The organism is Pigmentiphaga sp. NML030171 (assembly GCF_002188635.1).
Lineage (GTDB): Bacteria > Pseudomonadota > Gammaproteobacteria > Burkholderiales > Burkholderiaceae_B > Pigmentiphaga > Pigmentiphaga daeguensis.
On sequence record NZ_NINX01000002.1, the window covers coordinates 1 to 14,981 of the forward strand.

Sequence of the window (14,981 nt, forward strand, 5' to 3'; positions counted from 1 at the left end):
CGGCGCCGGCGCGCCAGGGGCAGCAGGCGCGGCGGGTGCGGTAGCCGGAGCTTCCGCGGTGGCCGCCGGGGCGGCGGGCGCGGGTTCGGCCGGTTCCTTGAAGCTGGCGCCGCTGTTGTTGGCCATGTAGACCACAGCGCGCGCGACTTCGAAGTCGTCCAGGTCGGGGTTGCCGCCCTTGGCCGGCATGGCGCCCTTGCCGTGCAGGGCGACCTGCAGCATGGCGTCGAAGCCGGTCGAGACGTACTTGGCCCACGAGCCGCTGTCGCCGAACTTGGGCGCGCCGGCCACGCCGGCGGCGTGACAGGTGGCGCAGACCGCCTTGTAGACTGCTTCGCCGGTCTGGAACACGCGCGGGGCGTTGGCGTCGCGCAGTTCGAAGCCGGCCACCGGCTTGATGCGGGCCTCGATGGCCTCGGGCGTCTGCGCGTCGGAGCCCGCGTTGGACTTGTTGCCGCTGGCGACGAAGTTCACGAGCAGCAGGATGGTGATGATGGGGACGAGGAAAGCCAGTATGACCACCGTGATCAGCTGGCGGGGCGTCCTGATCGGCGATTCATGGGCTTCTTCGTGATTATGCTGCGCGTTGCTCATTGCCAAGTCCTGCAAGTCTATGGGCCGGGCACGCCCGACACGTGACGGTTTATGGGATTTTGCTGACTGCTTGCTTTGATACTTGTATTGCGCCGGATGGGCTGCCGCCTTTCTCCTCCCGGCCGGCTGCTTTCCCGCACATAAACGCCTGATTATAGCGGCAGGCCCGCCGCTCGGCTCAATCGGTGTTTTTGGGGGCCGCGCGCGGGGCAAAAGACGAAATCTTCCAGGCAGGGTACAATTGGCGGCTACGCGCCCGTAGCTCAATGGATAGAGTACTGCTCTCCGAAGGCAGGGGTTGCTGGTTCGATCCCAGCCGGGCGCGCCATTTCCTGCCTTCCCCCGTGCAGCCGCCAGCCGCTGCCACGTCATTCCTCCCCGTACTGCTTACCGTCCGGCCGCCCGCCGCCGTGCGGCATCGATCATCCCGCACAGGCGCTCCGTGGCGTCGATCATGCGCGGCGTGGGCCGGTGCATGGCATCGGGGTCGATGGCCCACAGGTTGTCCGGCGCCGCGGCCAGCGCCGGCCCGAAGGCCTTCCAGGCCGCCAGCGCGGCATCGGCGCCCGGGCCGGCCTGGCCCACGATGATGGCCTGCGGATTCTCCTTCAGGACCCCTTCCGTGCCCACCATGGGCGCGGCGGCGGGCAGGCCGCCGAAGACGTTGACGGCGCCGCAGGTTCGCAGGGCATCGCCGATGATGCCGCGATCGTTCACGGTGTACATGGGCTGGGAACCCACCTGATAGAACACGCGCACGGGCCGTTGGCCCGCATGGCGCGCGGCCAGGGCGGCCAGGCGCCGCCGCAGGTCCGCCGCATGGGCCCGGGCCGTGGTCAGGGTGCCCGTCAGTTCGCCCAATCGTTCGATCGCGTCGGGAATGTCTGCCAGCTTGCGGGGATTGCTGTAGTAAAGCCGGATGCCCAGCCGCGCCAGCAGGGATTCGGGCAGCCCGGCGTGCGCCGGCCCGTCGCCGTAGGCCCACAGCACGACCAGGTCGGGCGCCAGCGCCACGATGCGCTCGGCGTTCGGGTGCAGTCCGTCGCCCACGCGGGGCAGCTTCACGGCCTCGGGCGGGTAGTTGCTGTAGCGGTCCACGCCCACGATGGCCGAGCCCGCGCCGGCCGCGTACAGCAGCTCGGTGGCATGGGGCGCCAGCGACACCACCCGCCGCGCGAGCGCGGGCAGGGTGATGTCGCGGCCCGCGTCGTCGCGCGCGTGGATGGCCTGGGCCAACGCGGCCGCCGGGGCCAGGACCAGCGCCACGGCCACGGCCGCCCATGGGCGGCGTCGCTCAGGGGCGATAGCTGAGGTTGACGAAGACCGTCGAACCCGGGGTCGCATAGCCGCCCGCCAGCTCATAGTGCTTGTTGAACGCATTGTTCCAGCGTACCTGCACCTGCGTGTTGCGATTGATGTCGTAGGACGCCATCAGGTTCATCAGGCTGTAGCCGCCCAGGCGTCCCACTGCGCCAGCGTAGTCCACGCGCGGGGTGGTCGCCAGCCACTCGGCGCCCAGCAGCCAGGGGCCCAGGCGGTGGTCGGCCGCCAGCTTCAGGCTGCCGCGGGCGCGCCGGGCCAGTTGTTCGCCGGTCCGGGCATCGCGCGGGTCCTGCCAGTCGGCGCTGGCGCGCAGCGTGGTCGCGCCCAGCTGCTGGGCGACGCTGACGTTCACGCCCTTCAGGATGGCCTTGTCGACGTTGGCGTTGCTGCCGGTCCAGTTGCCGGTGCCGTCGTCGACCCAGACGATCAGGTTCGAGACGCGGTTGCGGAAGGCCGTGATCGAGGCCGTGGTGCCGCCCTGGCGATAGCGCAGGCCCGCTTCCACGTTGCGCGACTTCTCGGCCTTCAGGTCGGGGTTGCCGCCGAAGCCGTACAGGTCGCTGTAGGTGGGGGAGCGGAAGCCGGTGCCGGCGCCGGCCGTGGCCTGCCATCCGGGCGCGAAGTCGTAGGCGTATGACACCGCGCCAGAGGTGTTGCCGCCGTACTGGGAGTTATTGTCGTGGCGCAGGTTCAGCTGGACGTGGTGCCGATCGAAGTCGCCGCGGTAGATCGCGGCCACCGAGTTGGTCCGGCGCCGGGTCGGGAAGCTGCCGGTCAGCGAGGTGCTCAGCACGTCTTCGCGCAGGTGCTCGGCGATCAGCGACAGGTTCTGCCCGGCGGCCAGCGCCAGGTCGTTCTGCCAGGTGAACAGGTCCTGGCGCGTGCGCGCCTGCGCCCGCGGGGCCGTGGCGCTGGCGTAGTCGCGGTAGTCGTCCACGGTGCGCCCGAAGCGCAGCGTGCTGGTCCAGGCGTCGGTGATGCGGTCCACGCTGGACAGCGAGTAGGCCTGCACGCGCGTGACGGCGCGCGAGTCGTAGGCGATGCCGTTGTTGTCGTACTGGCCGTTGACGCGGGAGTTGTAGACGCTGGCCTCGACGCGGTGGCCGGCGGCCCAGGCCAGGCCCAGGCGGGCGGCGGCGTTTTCCTGCTCGTAGCCGTCGCGGTCGCCGTAGTAGGCGAAGCTGCCGGGCAGGGTGGCGTTGAAGCCGCGGCTTTTGGATTTGCCGTACTGCAGGCCGTAGGTCCACATGCCCTGCGCGCCGTCCAGGTTGACCTGGGCCTTGTAGGTGTCGTGGCTGCCCGCGCCCACCGATCCGCTGATGGCCAGCGGCCGGTCGGCCTGGCGCTTGGTGATGATGTTGATGACGCCGCCGATGGCGTCCGCGCCATAGATGCTGCTGGCCGCGCCGCGCAGGATCTCGATGCGTTCGACGCTGGCCGGGTCGATGCCGTTCAGGCTCATGGTGCCGGAGGTGGCCGATCCCACGCGCAGGCCATCGATCAGTACCAGGGTATGGCGGCTGTTGGCGCCGCGGATGAAGACGCTGGTCGTGGTCTGCGGGCCGCCGTTGGTGCCGATGTCGATGGCGTGTTCGCGCTGCAGCAGCTCGGCCAGGCTGGTCTGCCCGGCGCGCTGGATGGTCTCGGCGTCGATGACGGTGACATCGCCCAGCGCGCGCGACAGGGGCTGCTCGACGCGCGAGGCCGTGACGGTGACCGGATCTAGGGTGGTGGCGGCAGGAGCCTGGGCCTGCACGTTGGCGGCGCAAAGCAGCGCGCCGGTGGCGCCGGCCAGGCGCCAGGAGGTGGAACTGGATGACATGGATACCTGCGGTTTCGGTGACGCGCATCCCCGCACGTCGGCTTGCGAATCGGGAAGCGTTGCGCTTCCCCCTTTCGGTCCTGGGGACCTTCGAGCCGGCCGGTATCCGGGCTGGCATCCGTGGCCGCATCCCCTTCCCATGCGCGCCGGCGCCGGAGGATGCGGCGGGACGTGGCACAGTGGGTTCGATGCGGCGTGTCGCGCGCGGCGTGGCCACGCGGGACGGGATGCTTACCGTTGCGGGGGCAGCACAGGTTAGGTCCCGAAGGGGCCCTCCTGTTTCCCGTTTAACTGTGAAGCACCGACTCGGCGGCTACTCTAGCACGGCCTGGTGGCGGAAGTCGGGAAACGGGGCGGGGATGTTGTCCGGCCGCCGCGTGGCAGGAGGGGATCAGGCGGTGTAGTCGCCGTTGGCTTCGGGCTGGTAGTCGATGCGAACGACGCGCATCTGGCGCGGTTCGCCGTCGGGAGGGGTCCAGCCGATCTTCCCGGGCACCCGCGCGCCCAGCAGGGCCGCGCCCATGGGCGAGAACACCGACACCATGCCCTTGGCGGCATCGGCTTCCTTGGGATAGCACAGGGTGATCAGCCGCACGCCGCTTTCGTCCTCGACTTCCACGCGGGTATGCATGGTGACGATGTCGGCGGGGATCTCGCGCGGCTCGGCCTGATCCGCCTGGTCCAGGGCCTCGGCCAGGACTGCCTGCGCCGTGCCGGCCGCGGGCTCGCGGTCGCCGAGAAGGCTGGTAAGGCGAACGTAGTCGAGTTCGCTGACGGTAATGTAAGGGGGGCTGCTGGTTTGCATGCCTGTCTCCTGAAGAAACGGTGCCGGGAAAACGGCGTTCAAGACGTTTGTTCGGGAAGCCCGGCGATCGATTGCGAGAAAGCGGTAGAGGGGAGGGGGATCGCCGGGCTCAGGAGTGGAAGGCCGGGATGAGCGGAAACAGGATGGACGGGCGCGACGACGCGCGACGCGCAACGGCGCGCGTCGACCGGGATCGGAGCGAGGAGGCGGGTGCCAAGAGGGCACGCCGTATGGTTTCCATGGGACTAGGATAGCCCATTCTGGGCGACCGGTTCAAACCGGGGCGGTCAGGGTGGCCAGCCAGGTCTCCATGTCGGCGTAGACCGGGGCGGCCAGGGCCGGCGTCTCGTTCAGGATCTCGTGATAGGCCTGGTGGTACCAGCGCAGCGCCAGCTTGCCGGGCGCGCCCGAGTCGGCGAAACGCCGGCTGCCCGAGGGCGAGACGATGGCGTCGTCCCCGGCCACCATCAACAGCGTGCGCGGCTTCAGGGTGGAAGCTTCGGCGATCGACTGCGCGCCGGCATCGGCGATGAAGCGCATCAGCCGCGCGCTGATCCGGTCGTGCACCAGCGGGTCGTTGGCATAGGCGTCGATGACGGATTGTTCGTGCGAGAGCCGGGAGATCTTCAGGCCGCTGCCTACCCGCAGATCGGGGGCGATGCCGCCCAGCATGTCCAGCAGCCAGCGCTGGCGGGCGGACAATTCCACGCTGAAGGCGGGCGATGACAGCACCAGGCCCGCCAGCGGCACGTTGCCGCGCAGCGCCACGCGCGCGGCCACCAGGCCGCCCAGGCTATGGCCGATCAGCAGCGGCGGCGCACCCGTCTCGCGTGCGTATTCGGACAGCCGGTGCTCGGCATCCACCACCAGGTCGTCGCTGGTGCGCAGGGCGCCCCGCTTGCCGCTGGAACGACCGTGGCCCCGGTGATCGTGCGCCGCCAGCGACCAGCCGCGGGCGGCGAACCAGCGCACCAGCCCTTCGTAGCGACCGGCGTGCTCTCCCAGGCCGTGCAGCAGGTAGGCCGGCCGGTAGCCTTCCGGGCGGGGCGGCACGTCCCAGCGGTACGCCGCGAGCTGCGTGCCGTCCGGAGCGGTCGTCATGGAAATCAGCGACAATTCGTTGTCCCGTATCGATCGTGTATGGATTCAAAGGCGGATTGTCGCTCAGCCACTTCCAGCGGGCCGGCTGGCTCGTGTAACAGCTTGTACCGTTTTGTCGCGGACTGGCGGGCGACGATGCCGCACACTGCCGCTGGAATGCCCATGTCTTCACCCATCCGCGCCTGCCTCGTCCTGCTCCTGGCCCTGCTGGCCGCCTGCTCGCCCAAGTACAACTGGCGCGAGATGCCGGCGGCCGACGGCGCGATACGCGTCACCTTCCCCGCCCGTCCCAAGCCGGACCAGCGCGACGTCGACATCGCCGGCCATACGCTGCCGCTGGCCTTCGACATCGCGCCGGTGGACACCTCCATCTTCGCCGTCGGCCGGGTGACGCTGCCGGAGGCCATCCTGGCCGATCCGGCTGAACTGGCCAAGGTCGCGGACGCCTTCGAACAGGTGTTGCTGGCCAATCTGCGCGGCACGCTGACCTACCGCAAGGACATCACGCTGCGGCAGGCGCCGGCCGACACGCGCAAGCTCGGCCGGGCGGTGGAGCTGGAGGTGCACGGCATGGTGGCGAACACGCCGTCCTGGCTGCTGGGGCGGGTCTACCTGCTGGGCAACCAGTTGATCGAGGTCGTGGCCCTGGGCCGGGAGGACGAACTGGACCGCGATTCGGCCCAGACCTTCGTGCAGTCGGTACGGGCGGATTGACGGCATGGAGTGCCGCCCCGGCTGCGGCGCCTGTTGCACGGCGCCGTCCATCACCACGCCGATCCCGGGCATGCCCGGCGGCAAGCCGGCCGGCGTGCGCTGCGTCCAGCTGGACGAACACGAGCGCTGCAGACTGTTCGGCCGGCCCGGGCGCCCCGCCGTCTGTGCCTCGCTCATGCCCGCGCCCGACATGTGCGGGGACGGCCGGGAGCATGCCATGCGCTGGCTGGGCCGCCTGGAAGACCTGACCCGGCCCGCCTGAACCCTTCCGCTTGACCTGGATCAACGCGCGCGGCCGGTCTTGCGGCCAGAATGCGCGGCGTGAACACGACTTCGCTGCCTTGCGCCACCCCGGGCGCGCCGGACGCCGGCGCCCCCGCCGCGGACTGCTATCACTGCGGCCAGCCCGCGGGCGGCGGCTTGCGCGCGTCCCTTGCCGGCGCCCCGCGCTGGTTCTGCTGCGCCGGCTGCCTGGCGGCCGCGCAGACCATCCACGGCGCGGGCCTGGAGAGCTTCTACCGTTTCCGCAGCGGCCTGGGCCGGCCGCTGGACGATGCCGAGGGGCAGGCCGGCCTGCGCGCGGCGTTCGGGCGGGCCGACATCGAATCGCTGTACGTGCGCGCCGTGGACGCCGGCACGGCCGAGGCCTGGCTGACAATAGACGGCCTGCGCTGCGCCGCCTGCGTCTGGCTGTGCGAGCAGCACCTGGAGCGCCAGCCCGGCGTCGTGGCGGCGCACGTCAACCATGCCACCGGACGGGCGCGGGTACGCTGGAAGACGGCGCAGGCCGGGCTGGGCCGCGTGCTGGATGCGTTCGCCGCCATCGGCTATCGCGCGGTGCCCTTCCAGCCGGGGGCCACGAACCACGGCCTGCGCCGCGAGAAGCGCGGCCTGCTGCTGCGCATGGCGGTGGCGCTGCTGTGCATGATGCAGGTCATGATGTATGCGTGGCCGCTGTACCGGCACGAGGCCTCGATCGCCCCCGACCAGTGGCAGTTGCTGCGCTGGGCCAGCCTGGCGTTGACCCTGCCGGTGGTGGCGTACAGCGCCTGGCCGCTGATGCGGGGCGCCTGGCGCGGGTTGCGCCACGGCCGGCCGGGCATGGACCTGCCGGTGGTGATCGGCATCCTGGCCGCCTTCGGCGCCAGCGTGGCCGCCACGGTGGCCAACCGGGGCGAGGTCTATTTCGATTCGGTCACAATGTTCGTGGCCCTGCTGCTGGCGGCGCGCTATCTGGAACTGGTGGTGCGCCACGAGGCGCAGGACGGCGGCCGCGCGCTGGCCGCGCAATTGCCCGCCACCTGCGTGCGGCTGCGGAACTATCCGGCCAGCCGCGAGGCCGACATCATCGCCCTGCAACAGGTGCGCCCCGGCGACGTGCTGCGCATCGGCCCGGGCGAGGCCGTGCCGGCCGACGGTCGGGTGCTGGAAGGCGCCACGCAGGTCGACGAGGCCATGCTGACCGGGGAAAGCCGGCCCATCGCCAAGGCGGTGGGCGATGGCCTGGTCGCCGGCAGCCACAACAGCGGCAGTCCGGTATGGATGCGGGTCGAGCAGGCCGGCGGCGAGACCCGGCTGGCGCGGATCACCCAGGCCCTGGATCGGGCGCTGGAGGAAAAGCCGCGCATCGCCGTGCTGGCCGACCGCATCGCGGTGGTATTCGTGCTGGCCCTGATCGCGCTGGCACTGGCCACCGGCGCGGCGTGGTGGTGGCTCGATCCGTCGCGCGCGCTGCCGGTCATGATCGCGGTGCTGGTGGTCAGCTGCCCGTGCGCACTGTCGCTGGCGACGCCGGCCGCGCTGGCGGCCGCCACGGCGGCCCTGGCTCGCAAGGGCGTATTGGTGGTGAAGGGACATGCGCTGGAAACGCTGGCGCAGGTCACCGACGTGGTGCTGGACAAGACCGGGACGCTGACCCAGGGCCGGTTCTCGGTGGCGAGCGTGGAGGTATTCGGCGCGTTGGGCGCGGGGCAGTGCCTGGCCCTGGCCGCGGCCATGGAGGAAGGCAGCACGCATCCGGCGGGCCTGGCGTTGATCGCGGCGGCGCGCGAGGCGGGCCTGCCCGCGCCGGACGTCCAGGACGTCCGCCATGTGCCGGGGCAGGGTGTGCAAGCCTGCTTCGGCGGGGTTGCGATACGCCTGGGCAGCCAATGTTTCGCGGCGGGTGCGCGCGACACGGCGCCGTTGCCGCCGGTGGCCGATGGCCGGGATGCGGCGCCCGGCGCCATCGCCACGCAGGTCTGGCTGGCCGGCAATGCCGGGCCGCTCGCGCGCTTCGTGCTGCGGGATGCGCCGCGCGAGGGCAGCCACGAGATGGTGCGGGCGCTGCAAGCCATGGGCAAACGCGTGCATCTGGTGTCGGGGGACGATGCGCGCACGGTCGCGGCCTGGGCCACCGAGTTCGGCATCGGCAGCCACGCGGGCGGCGTCAGCCCCGAGGGCAAGAAGGACTACGTCGCCCGCCTGCAGGCCGGTGGCGCGGTGGTGCTGGCGGTGGGCGACGGCATCAACGATGCGCCGCAGCTCGGCCTGGCCCAGGTGTCCATGGCCGTCGCGGCCGGCACCCCGCTGGCCCGCGCCAGCGCCGACGTGATCCTGAACGGCCACGGCATTCTGGGCGTGGCGCACGCCTTGCGCACCGCGCGCCGTGCGCGTCGCGTGATGCGCCAGAACCTGGGCTGGGCCCTGGCCTACAACCTGTCTTTCATCCCGCTGGCCGCGTCGGGCTGGATCACCGCGTGGATGGCGGCGCTGGGCATGTCGCTGTCCTCGCTGCTGGTAGTGGGCAACGCATGGAGGCTGCGCCGCTGATGGAAACGCTCTATCTCCTGGTTCCGCTCAGCCTGATGCTGGTGCTGGCGGTGGTCGTCGTGCTGTGGTGGGCGGTGCAGGACGGCCAGTTCGAAGACATGGAAGGCGCCGACTACGCCATCCTGATGGACGACGACAGGCCGTCCGGTGTGGATGAAATGCCGCCGTCCGCGCGCTCCTCTCGCGAGGCTTGATCTGCATCAAGGCGGGTTCCCCTGTACATGCGCATGATGGGCGCGGGAATTCAGAATCAGGGGAACCAGCCATGGGCGACAGCGCTAGCGGCGCGCTTTCAGGCGAAACATTCAACTACAAGATCGTCCGCCAATTCGCCGTCATGACGGTCGTGTGGGGGATCGTGGGCATGGCGGTGGGCGTGCTGCTTGCCGCGCAATTGATCTGGCCGGCGCTGAACTTCGACGTGCCGTGGCTGACCTACGGGCGGCTGCGGCCGCTGCACACCAACGCGGTCATCTTCGCGTTCGGCGGCAGCGCGCTGTTCGCCACCTCGTACTACGTGGTGCAGCGTACCTGTCAGGCGCGGCTGTTCTCGGCGCCGCTGGCGGCCTTCACCTTCTGGGGCTGGCAGGCCGTCATCGTCGCGGCGGCGATCACGCTGCCGATGGGCTACACCAGCAGCAAGGAATACGCCGAACTCGAGTGGCCCATCGACATCCTGATCACGCTGGTATGGGTGGCCTACGCCGTCGTGTTCTTCGGCACCATCGTCAAACGCAGGACCCGCCACATCTACGTGGCGAACTGGTTCTTCGGCGCCTACATCCTGACGATCGCGCTGCTGCACATCGTCAACAACCTGGAATGGCCGGCCACGATGTGGAAGTCGTACTCGGCCTATGCCGGCGTGCAGGACGCGATGGTGCAGTGGTGGTACGGGCACAATGCGGTGGGCTTCTTCCTGACCACCAGCTTTCTGGGCATGATGTACTACTTCGTGCCCAAGCAGGCCGAGCGCCCCATCTATTCGTACCGGCTGTCCATCGTCCACTTCTGGGCGCTGAGCTTCACCTACATGTGGGCCGGCCCGCACCACCTGCAATACACGGCGCTGCCCGACTGGGCGCAGTCGCTGGGTATGGTGTTCTCGCTGATCCTGCTGGCGCCGTCCTGGGGCGGCATGCTGAACGGCATCATGACCCTGTCGGGCGCCTGGCACAAGCTGCGCACCGATCCCATCCTGAAGTTCCTCGTGGTGGCGCTGTCCTTCTACGGCATGTCCACGTTCGAGGGCTCGATGATGTCCATCAAGACCGTCAACTCGCTGTCCCACTACACCGACTGGACCATCGGCCACGTGCATTCCGGCGCGCTGGGCTGGGTCGCGATGATCACGATCGGCTCGCTTTATTACCTGTTCCCGCGTCTGTTCGGGCAGAAGCAGATGTACAGCACCAGGATGATAGAACTCCATTTCTGGATCGCCACGCTGGGCGTGGTGCTCTATATCGCCGCGATGTGGATCGCCGGCGTCATGCAGGGCCTGATGTGGCGCGCCGTGGAACCCGACGGCACCCTGACCTACACCTTCGTCGAATCGGTCAAGGCCACGTATCCGTTCTACGTCGTGCGCCTGCTGGGCGGCGTGTGCTTCCTGGGCGGCATGCTGCTGATGGCGTGGAACTTCGTCATGACGGCGCGCGGCCGGCGGCCGTTCGACGCGCCGGTGCCGGCGCCGGCACCCGTATCCGTGGCGGCCCGGCCGCAACTGGCCTGAGGAGCGCACCGCCATGAAATCGAAGCGCGCTTCCTTCTTCAGCCACGAGACGCTGGAAAAGAACGTGGGTTGGCTGATCCTGGCCACCATCGCGGTGATCAGCATCGCGGGACTGGTGCAGATCGTGCCCCTGTTCTTCCAGCACTCCACCACCGCTCCCGTCCAGGGCGTGGAGCCCTATACCGCCCTGCGCCTGGCGGGGCGGGACGTCTATATCCGCGAAGGCTGCGTGGGCTGCCATTCGCAACAGGTCCGCACGCTGGCGGCCGAGGTGCAGCGCTACGGCCATTACTCCGAGGCGGGCGAAGGCGTGTACGACCGGCCCTTCCTCTGGGGCTCCAAGCGCACCGGGCCCGACCTGGCGCGCGTGGGCGGCCGCTACAGCGACGACTGGCATCGCGTCCACCTGAACAATCCGCGCGACGTGGTGCCCGAGTCCAACATGCCGGCCTATCCGTGGCTGCGCCAGACGCCGGTCGCGAGCGACCCGGTCCAGGCGGGCATGCGCGCGCTGCGCACGCTGGGCGTGCCGTACTCCGACGAACAGATCGCGGGCGCGGCCGCCGAGCTGGCCGGCAAGACCGAGGAGGATGCCCTGGTGGCCTACCTCCAGGGCCTGGGGCTGGCGATGAAGAAGCAGGGGCGGTGATGGACATGATCGCCTGGATGACATCGATCGCGACGGCGCTGGCGCTGTCGACCTTCCTGGCCATCGTGGCGTGGGCGTGGTCGCGCGCCCGCGTCGAGGCCAACCGCGAATCGGCCATGCTGCCGTTCGCGCTCCCCGACGAAAGCGCCGTTGCGGCGCAAGGCAAGGATGCCGGGCAATGAGCGATTTCACTACCGATTTCTGGGGCTATTACATCGGCGCGATCGCGCTGGCGGGCATCGCCTGGTGCGTCTGGCTGCTGTTCTCGCAGCGGGCCTTCCTGAAATCCTCCAAGGCCGCCCCAGGCGGCGAGGTCGACGACACCGGCCACGTCTGGGACGGCGATCTGCGCGAACTGAACAATCCGCTGCCGCGCTGGTGGATGTGGATGTACCTGCTGTCCTGTGTGTTCGCGCTGGGCTACCTGGTCCTGTATCCCGGCCTGGGCAAGGTCCAGGGTTGGCTGGGCTGGTCCAGCACCGGCGCGCTGGCCGCACAGCAGGACCGGCTGCGCGAACAGGTCCAGCCGCTGTACGCGCGCTTCGAGGCCATGGAGATCCCGGCCATCGCCGGCGACGCGCAGGGGCGGGAGATCGGCCAGCGGCTGTTCCTGAACAACTGCGCCCAGTGCCATGGGTCGGATGCGCGCGGCAGCAAGGGCTTTCCCAACCTGGCCGACGGCGACTGGCTGTACGGTTCTTCGCCCGACATCATCCGCGTATCCATCGAAAAGGGGCGGCACGGCATCATGCCCCCGTTCGGCGAACAACTGGACTCGCGCGCGGTGGGCGACGTGACCCAGTACGTGCGCTCGCTGTCGGGCCTGGCCGCCGATCCCATCAAGGCCGCTCGCGGCCGGGCCGATTTCCGCGCGAACTGCGCGGCCTGCCACGGCGTCGAGGGCAAGGGCAACCCGCTGCTGGGCGCGCCCAACCTGACCGACAAGGTCTGGCTGTACGGCAGCTCGGCCGCCGTCATCGCCGAGACCATCACCAAGGGCCGCGACAACCAGATGCCGGCGCACGAGGACGTGTTCACGCCGCAGCAGATCCGCTTGCTGACCGCCTACGTCTGGGGTCTGACCCGGCCCGCCGAAGAGGCGAAATGAGTTCCCCGCGCGAGCGCGCCTGCCCGGCCGCCGGCGGCGACGAGGAAGGTTCGGAGCAGGCGCTGTACGAGGTCCGGCGCAAGATCTATCCGCGTTCGGTCAGCGGCGTCTTCGCGCACTGGCGCGTGGCGCTGGTGTTCCTGACGCAGGCGGTGTTCTACGGCCTGCCGTGGCTGACCTGGAACGGCAGGCAGGCCGTGCTGTTCGATCTGGGCGCACGCAAGTTCTACCTGTTCGGAATGGTGCTGTGGCCGCAGGACATCATCTACCTGACGCTGCTGCTGATCCTGAGCGCGCTGGCACTGTTCCTGTTCACCGCGGTGGCGGGCCGGCTGTTCTGCGGCTATGCGTGCCCGCAGACGGTCTACACCGAGATCTTCATGTGGATCGAGCGACTGACCGAAGGCGACCGCTTCGCGCGCATCCGGCTCGACGCCGCGCCCTGGTCCTGGCGCAAGATAGGGCGCAAGGGCGCCAAGCATGCGATGTGGCTGATGGTGGCGGCCTGGACCGGTTTCACCTTCATCGGCTATTTCAGCCCGATCCGCGAGCTGGCGGGCCTGGCGTGGCAGGGCGCGCTGGGCCCCTGGCAATGGTTCTGGCTGGTGTTCTACAGCTTCGCCACCTGGGGCAACGCGGGCTTCATGCGCGAGCAGGTCTGCAAGTACATGTGCCCCTACGCGCGCTTCCAGAGCGTGATGGTGGACCCCGACACCTACGTGGTCACCTACGACTCGGTGCGGGGTGACCCCCGGGGCAGCCGGTCGCGCAGGATAGACCCGCGCGAGGCGGGCCTGGGCGATTGCGTCAACTGCAGCATCTGCGTGCAGGTGTGCCCCACCGGCATCGACATCCGCGACGGCCTGCAATACGAGTGCATAGGCTGTGGCGCCTGCATCGACGCCTGCGACCAGGTCATGGACAAGATGCAGTATCCGCGCGGCCTGATCCGCTACGCGTCCGAACGCGCCATCGCGCTGCGGCTGGACGCGCAGCAGGCGCGGCGCCGCCTGTTGCGCCCGCGCGTGCTGGTGTACGGCGCGATCTGGCTGGCGCTGGCGGCGGTGTTCGTCGGCCTGCTGGCGGGGCGGCAACCGCTGCGCGTGGACGTGATACGCGACCGCTCGGTGCTGGCGCGCGAGGTCGAGGGCGGCGTGATCGAGAACGTCTACCAATTGCAGCTCATGAACGCGACCGAGCGCGCCATGCGCGTGCGGCTGGAGGTGCAGGGCCTGCCGCAACTGCGGGTACAGGGGGCCGACGGCGGTACGGACATCGAACTGGCGCCCGCCTCGAACCGCCTGTGGCCGGTGCGGGTGTCGCTGCCCGTGGACGGGGCGCGATCGGGCACGCACCGGATCGAGTTCATCGTGCGCGACGGCCGCGATGCGGACGGGCTGCGCGAGACGTCGAGTTTCATCGTTCCTTGAATGGACAAAGCGAGGTGCGGGATGCAGGAACAGAAAGATGCCGGACCCTGGTGGAAGGAACCCTGGCCCTGGCTGTTGATGGCGGGGCCGGCCGTGGCGATGCTGGGCTGCATCGTGACCATCGTGCTGGCGGTCGCGCATGACGATCCCCCGGTGACCGGTACGGTGGTCAAGCGGGGGCTGGTGGTGGAGCGTGCGCCATGACATGGCGGCGCGTCAGCATGTGGGTGTTGTGGCCGGCCTTCCTGGCCAGCGCCTGCGCCGCGCTGGTCGTCTTCACCCTGCTCGATCCACGCGGCCTGACCGTCGTCGGGCGCCCGGTCGAGATGTCGCGCGAGGCGTTCTACACCGTGGCCTTCTTTCTCCTGTGGGCGATTGCCGGGGTTTCCAGCGCCATCACGCTGTACCTGGCGGGCGGCGGCGCGGGGCCGGACGGCAACGACGTGGACGACCTGCCGTGATGCGCGGGAGCGTGGCGTGAGCGGATGGATGTCCGGCTGGTCCGCGCTGGCCAGCGTGTTCCTGCTCGGCCTCCTGGGCGGGGTGCACTGTGCCGCCATGTGCGGCGGATTGGTGATGGCGGTCGAACACCGGCACGGCGAACGCCTGGCGGTGCTGCGGCGCGCGGCGCCGTGGCGGCTGGGGCTGGAGGCCCTGGTCATGCATGCCGGACGCATCGCCTCGTATGCGCTGCTGGGCGCGGTGGCGGGCGGACTGGGGGGCAACATCTGGAGCCGGGAATGGCTGCCGCTCCAGCGCGGCGCGCTGGCCTTCGGGGCGGCGCTGCTGTGCGTCTACGGCGTCGCCCTCGTGGCGCGCGCGGCCTGGCCCCGCGCGGCGACGGGCGGCCCGGCGTCCGGGGCGTGGCGGGTCGCGCTGGTACGCCGCT

At 69.9% G+C, this 14,981-nt stretch carries 17 protein-coding genes, 1 tRNA gene and 1 riboswitch; of the genes, 13 read left to right on the plus strand and 5 right to left on the minus strand.

Annotated features, from left to right (window positions below):
• Window positions 1-594 (minus strand): cytochrome c5 family protein (locus CDO46_RS00020; RefSeq protein ID WP_087836533.1); only part of this gene is annotated, 594 nt, incomplete at its 3' end.
• Between the two features lie 252 nt (window positions 595-846).
• On the opposite strand from CDO46_RS00020, the gene CDO46_RS00025 reads away from it, so the two are divergent.
• A tRNA-Arg gene (locus CDO46_RS00025) sits at window positions 847-922 on the plus strand.
• A 59-nt stretch (window positions 923-981) separates the two neighbouring features.
• Here CDO46_RS00025 and CDO46_RS00030 read toward each other — a convergent pair.
• From CDO46_RS00030 to CDO46_RS00045, 4 genes are all read right to left on the minus strand, one after another.
• A complete protein-coding gene (locus CDO46_RS00030; protein WP_254914526.1) occupies window positions 982-1,860 on the minus strand; it encodes a cobalamin-binding protein in 879 nt (292 codons plus the stop codon).
• Window positions 1,861-1,888: 28 nt separating this feature from the next.
• Window positions 1,889-3,739 carry a TonB-dependent siderophore receptor gene (locus CDO46_RS00035; RefSeq protein ID WP_087836535.1) on the minus strand — a complete coding sequence of 617 codons (1,851 nt, stop codon included), beginning with the start codon at window positions 3,737-3,739 and terminating at the stop codon, window positions 1,889-1,891.
• Window positions 3,740-3,818: 79 nt separating this feature from the next.
• Window positions 3,819-4,060: riboswitch (cobalamin riboswitch) on the minus strand.
• A 70-nt stretch (window positions 4,061-4,130) separates the two neighbouring features.
• Window positions 4,131-4,544, minus strand: a complete 414-nt coding sequence (gene rnk, locus CDO46_RS00040) for a nucleoside diphosphate kinase regulator (RefSeq protein WP_087836536.1) — start codon at window positions 4,542-4,544, stop codon at window positions 4,131-4,133.
• A 273-nt stretch (window positions 4,545-4,817) separates the two neighbouring features.
• On the minus strand, window positions 4,818-5,645 hold the full coding sequence (locus CDO46_RS00045; RefSeq protein ID WP_087836547.1) for an alpha/beta hydrolase: 828 nt from the start codon (window positions 5,643-5,645) through the stop codon (window positions 4,818-4,820).
• Between the two features lie 162 nt (window positions 5,646-5,807).
• Here CDO46_RS00045 and CDO46_RS00050 point away from each other — a divergent pair, with 162 nt between their 5' ends.
• From CDO46_RS00050 to CDO46_RS00105, 12 genes are all read left to right on the plus strand, one after another.
• The gene (locus CDO46_RS00050; protein WP_087836537.1) at window positions 5,808-6,359 is read left to right on the plus strand and encodes a hypothetical protein; all 552 of its coding nucleotides are present in this window, start codon (window positions 5,808-5,810) and stop codon (window positions 6,357-6,359) included.
• A 4-nt stretch (window positions 6,360-6,363) separates the two neighbouring features.
• Window positions 6,364-6,621 (plus strand): YkgJ family cysteine cluster protein, encoded by a 258-nt coding sequence (locus tag CDO46_RS00055; RefSeq protein ID WP_087836538.1) that lies wholly within the window; start codon window positions 6,364-6,366, stop codon window positions 6,619-6,621.
• Window positions 6,622-6,671: 50 nt separating this feature from the next.
• Window positions 6,672-9,170 carry a heavy metal translocating P-type ATPase gene (locus tag CDO46_RS00060; protein WP_087836539.1) on the plus strand — a complete coding sequence of 833 codons (2,499 nt, stop codon included), beginning with the start codon at window positions 6,672-6,674 and terminating at the stop codon, window positions 9,168-9,170.
• Entirely contained in the window at window positions 9,170-9,364 is a 195-nt protein-coding gene (gene ccoS / locus CDO46_RS00065; protein WP_176400611.1) for a cbb3-type cytochrome oxidase assembly protein CcoS, read from the plus strand. Before CDO46_RS00060 ends, ccoS begins: the two co-directional genes overlap by 1 nt.
• 71 nt (window positions 9,365-9,435) lie before the next feature.
• Entirely contained in the window at window positions 9,436-10,905 is a 1,470-nt protein-coding gene (gene ccoN, locus CDO46_RS00070) for a cytochrome-c oxidase, cbb3-type subunit I (RefSeq protein ID WP_087836541.1), read from the plus strand.
• Window positions 10,906-10,918: 13 nt separating this feature from the next.
• Window positions 10,919-11,554 carry a cytochrome-c oxidase, cbb3-type subunit II gene (gene ccoO, locus CDO46_RS00075; protein ID WP_087836542.1) on the plus strand — a complete coding sequence of 212 codons (636 nt, stop codon included), beginning with the start codon at window positions 10,919-10,921 and terminating at the stop codon, window positions 11,552-11,554.
• 5 nt (window positions 11,555-11,559) lie between these two features.
• Window positions 11,560-11,736 carry a CcoQ/FixQ family Cbb3-type cytochrome c oxidase assembly chaperone gene (locus tag CDO46_RS00080; RefSeq protein WP_087836548.1) on the plus strand — a complete coding sequence of 59 codons (177 nt, stop codon included), beginning with the start codon at window positions 11,560-11,562 and terminating at the stop codon, window positions 11,734-11,736.
• On the plus strand, window positions 11,733-12,662 hold the full coding sequence (gene ccoP, locus CDO46_RS00085) for a cytochrome-c oxidase, cbb3-type subunit III (protein ID WP_087836543.1): 930 nt from the start codon (window positions 11,733-11,735) through the stop codon (window positions 12,660-12,662). The genes CDO46_RS00080 and ccoP overlap by 4 nt, the downstream gene beginning before the upstream one ends.
• Window positions 12,659-14,092: a cytochrome c oxidase accessory protein CcoG gene (gene ccoG, locus CDO46_RS00090; protein ID WP_087836544.1), complete on the plus strand. Its 1,434-nt coding sequence runs from the start codon at window positions 12,659-12,661 to the stop codon at window positions 14,090-14,092. The genes ccoP and ccoG overlap by 4 nt, the downstream gene beginning before the upstream one ends.
• A gap of 21 nt (window positions 14,093-14,113) precedes the next feature.
• Window positions 14,114-14,296: a FixH family protein gene (locus CDO46_RS00095; RefSeq protein ID WP_087836545.1), complete on the plus strand. Its 183-nt coding sequence runs from the start codon at window positions 14,114-14,116 to the stop codon at window positions 14,294-14,296.
• Window positions 14,293-14,553 (plus strand): hypothetical protein, encoded by a 261-nt coding sequence (locus CDO46_RS00100; RefSeq protein ID WP_087836546.1) that lies wholly within the window; start codon window positions 14,293-14,295, stop codon window positions 14,551-14,553. The genes CDO46_RS00095 and CDO46_RS00100 overlap by 4 nt, the downstream gene beginning before the upstream one ends.
• Before the next feature lie 16 nt (window positions 14,554-14,569).
• The coding region (locus CDO46_RS00105; protein WP_176400612.1) for a sulfite exporter TauE/SafE family protein at window positions 14,570-14,981 on the plus strand (412 nt) is incomplete at its 3' end.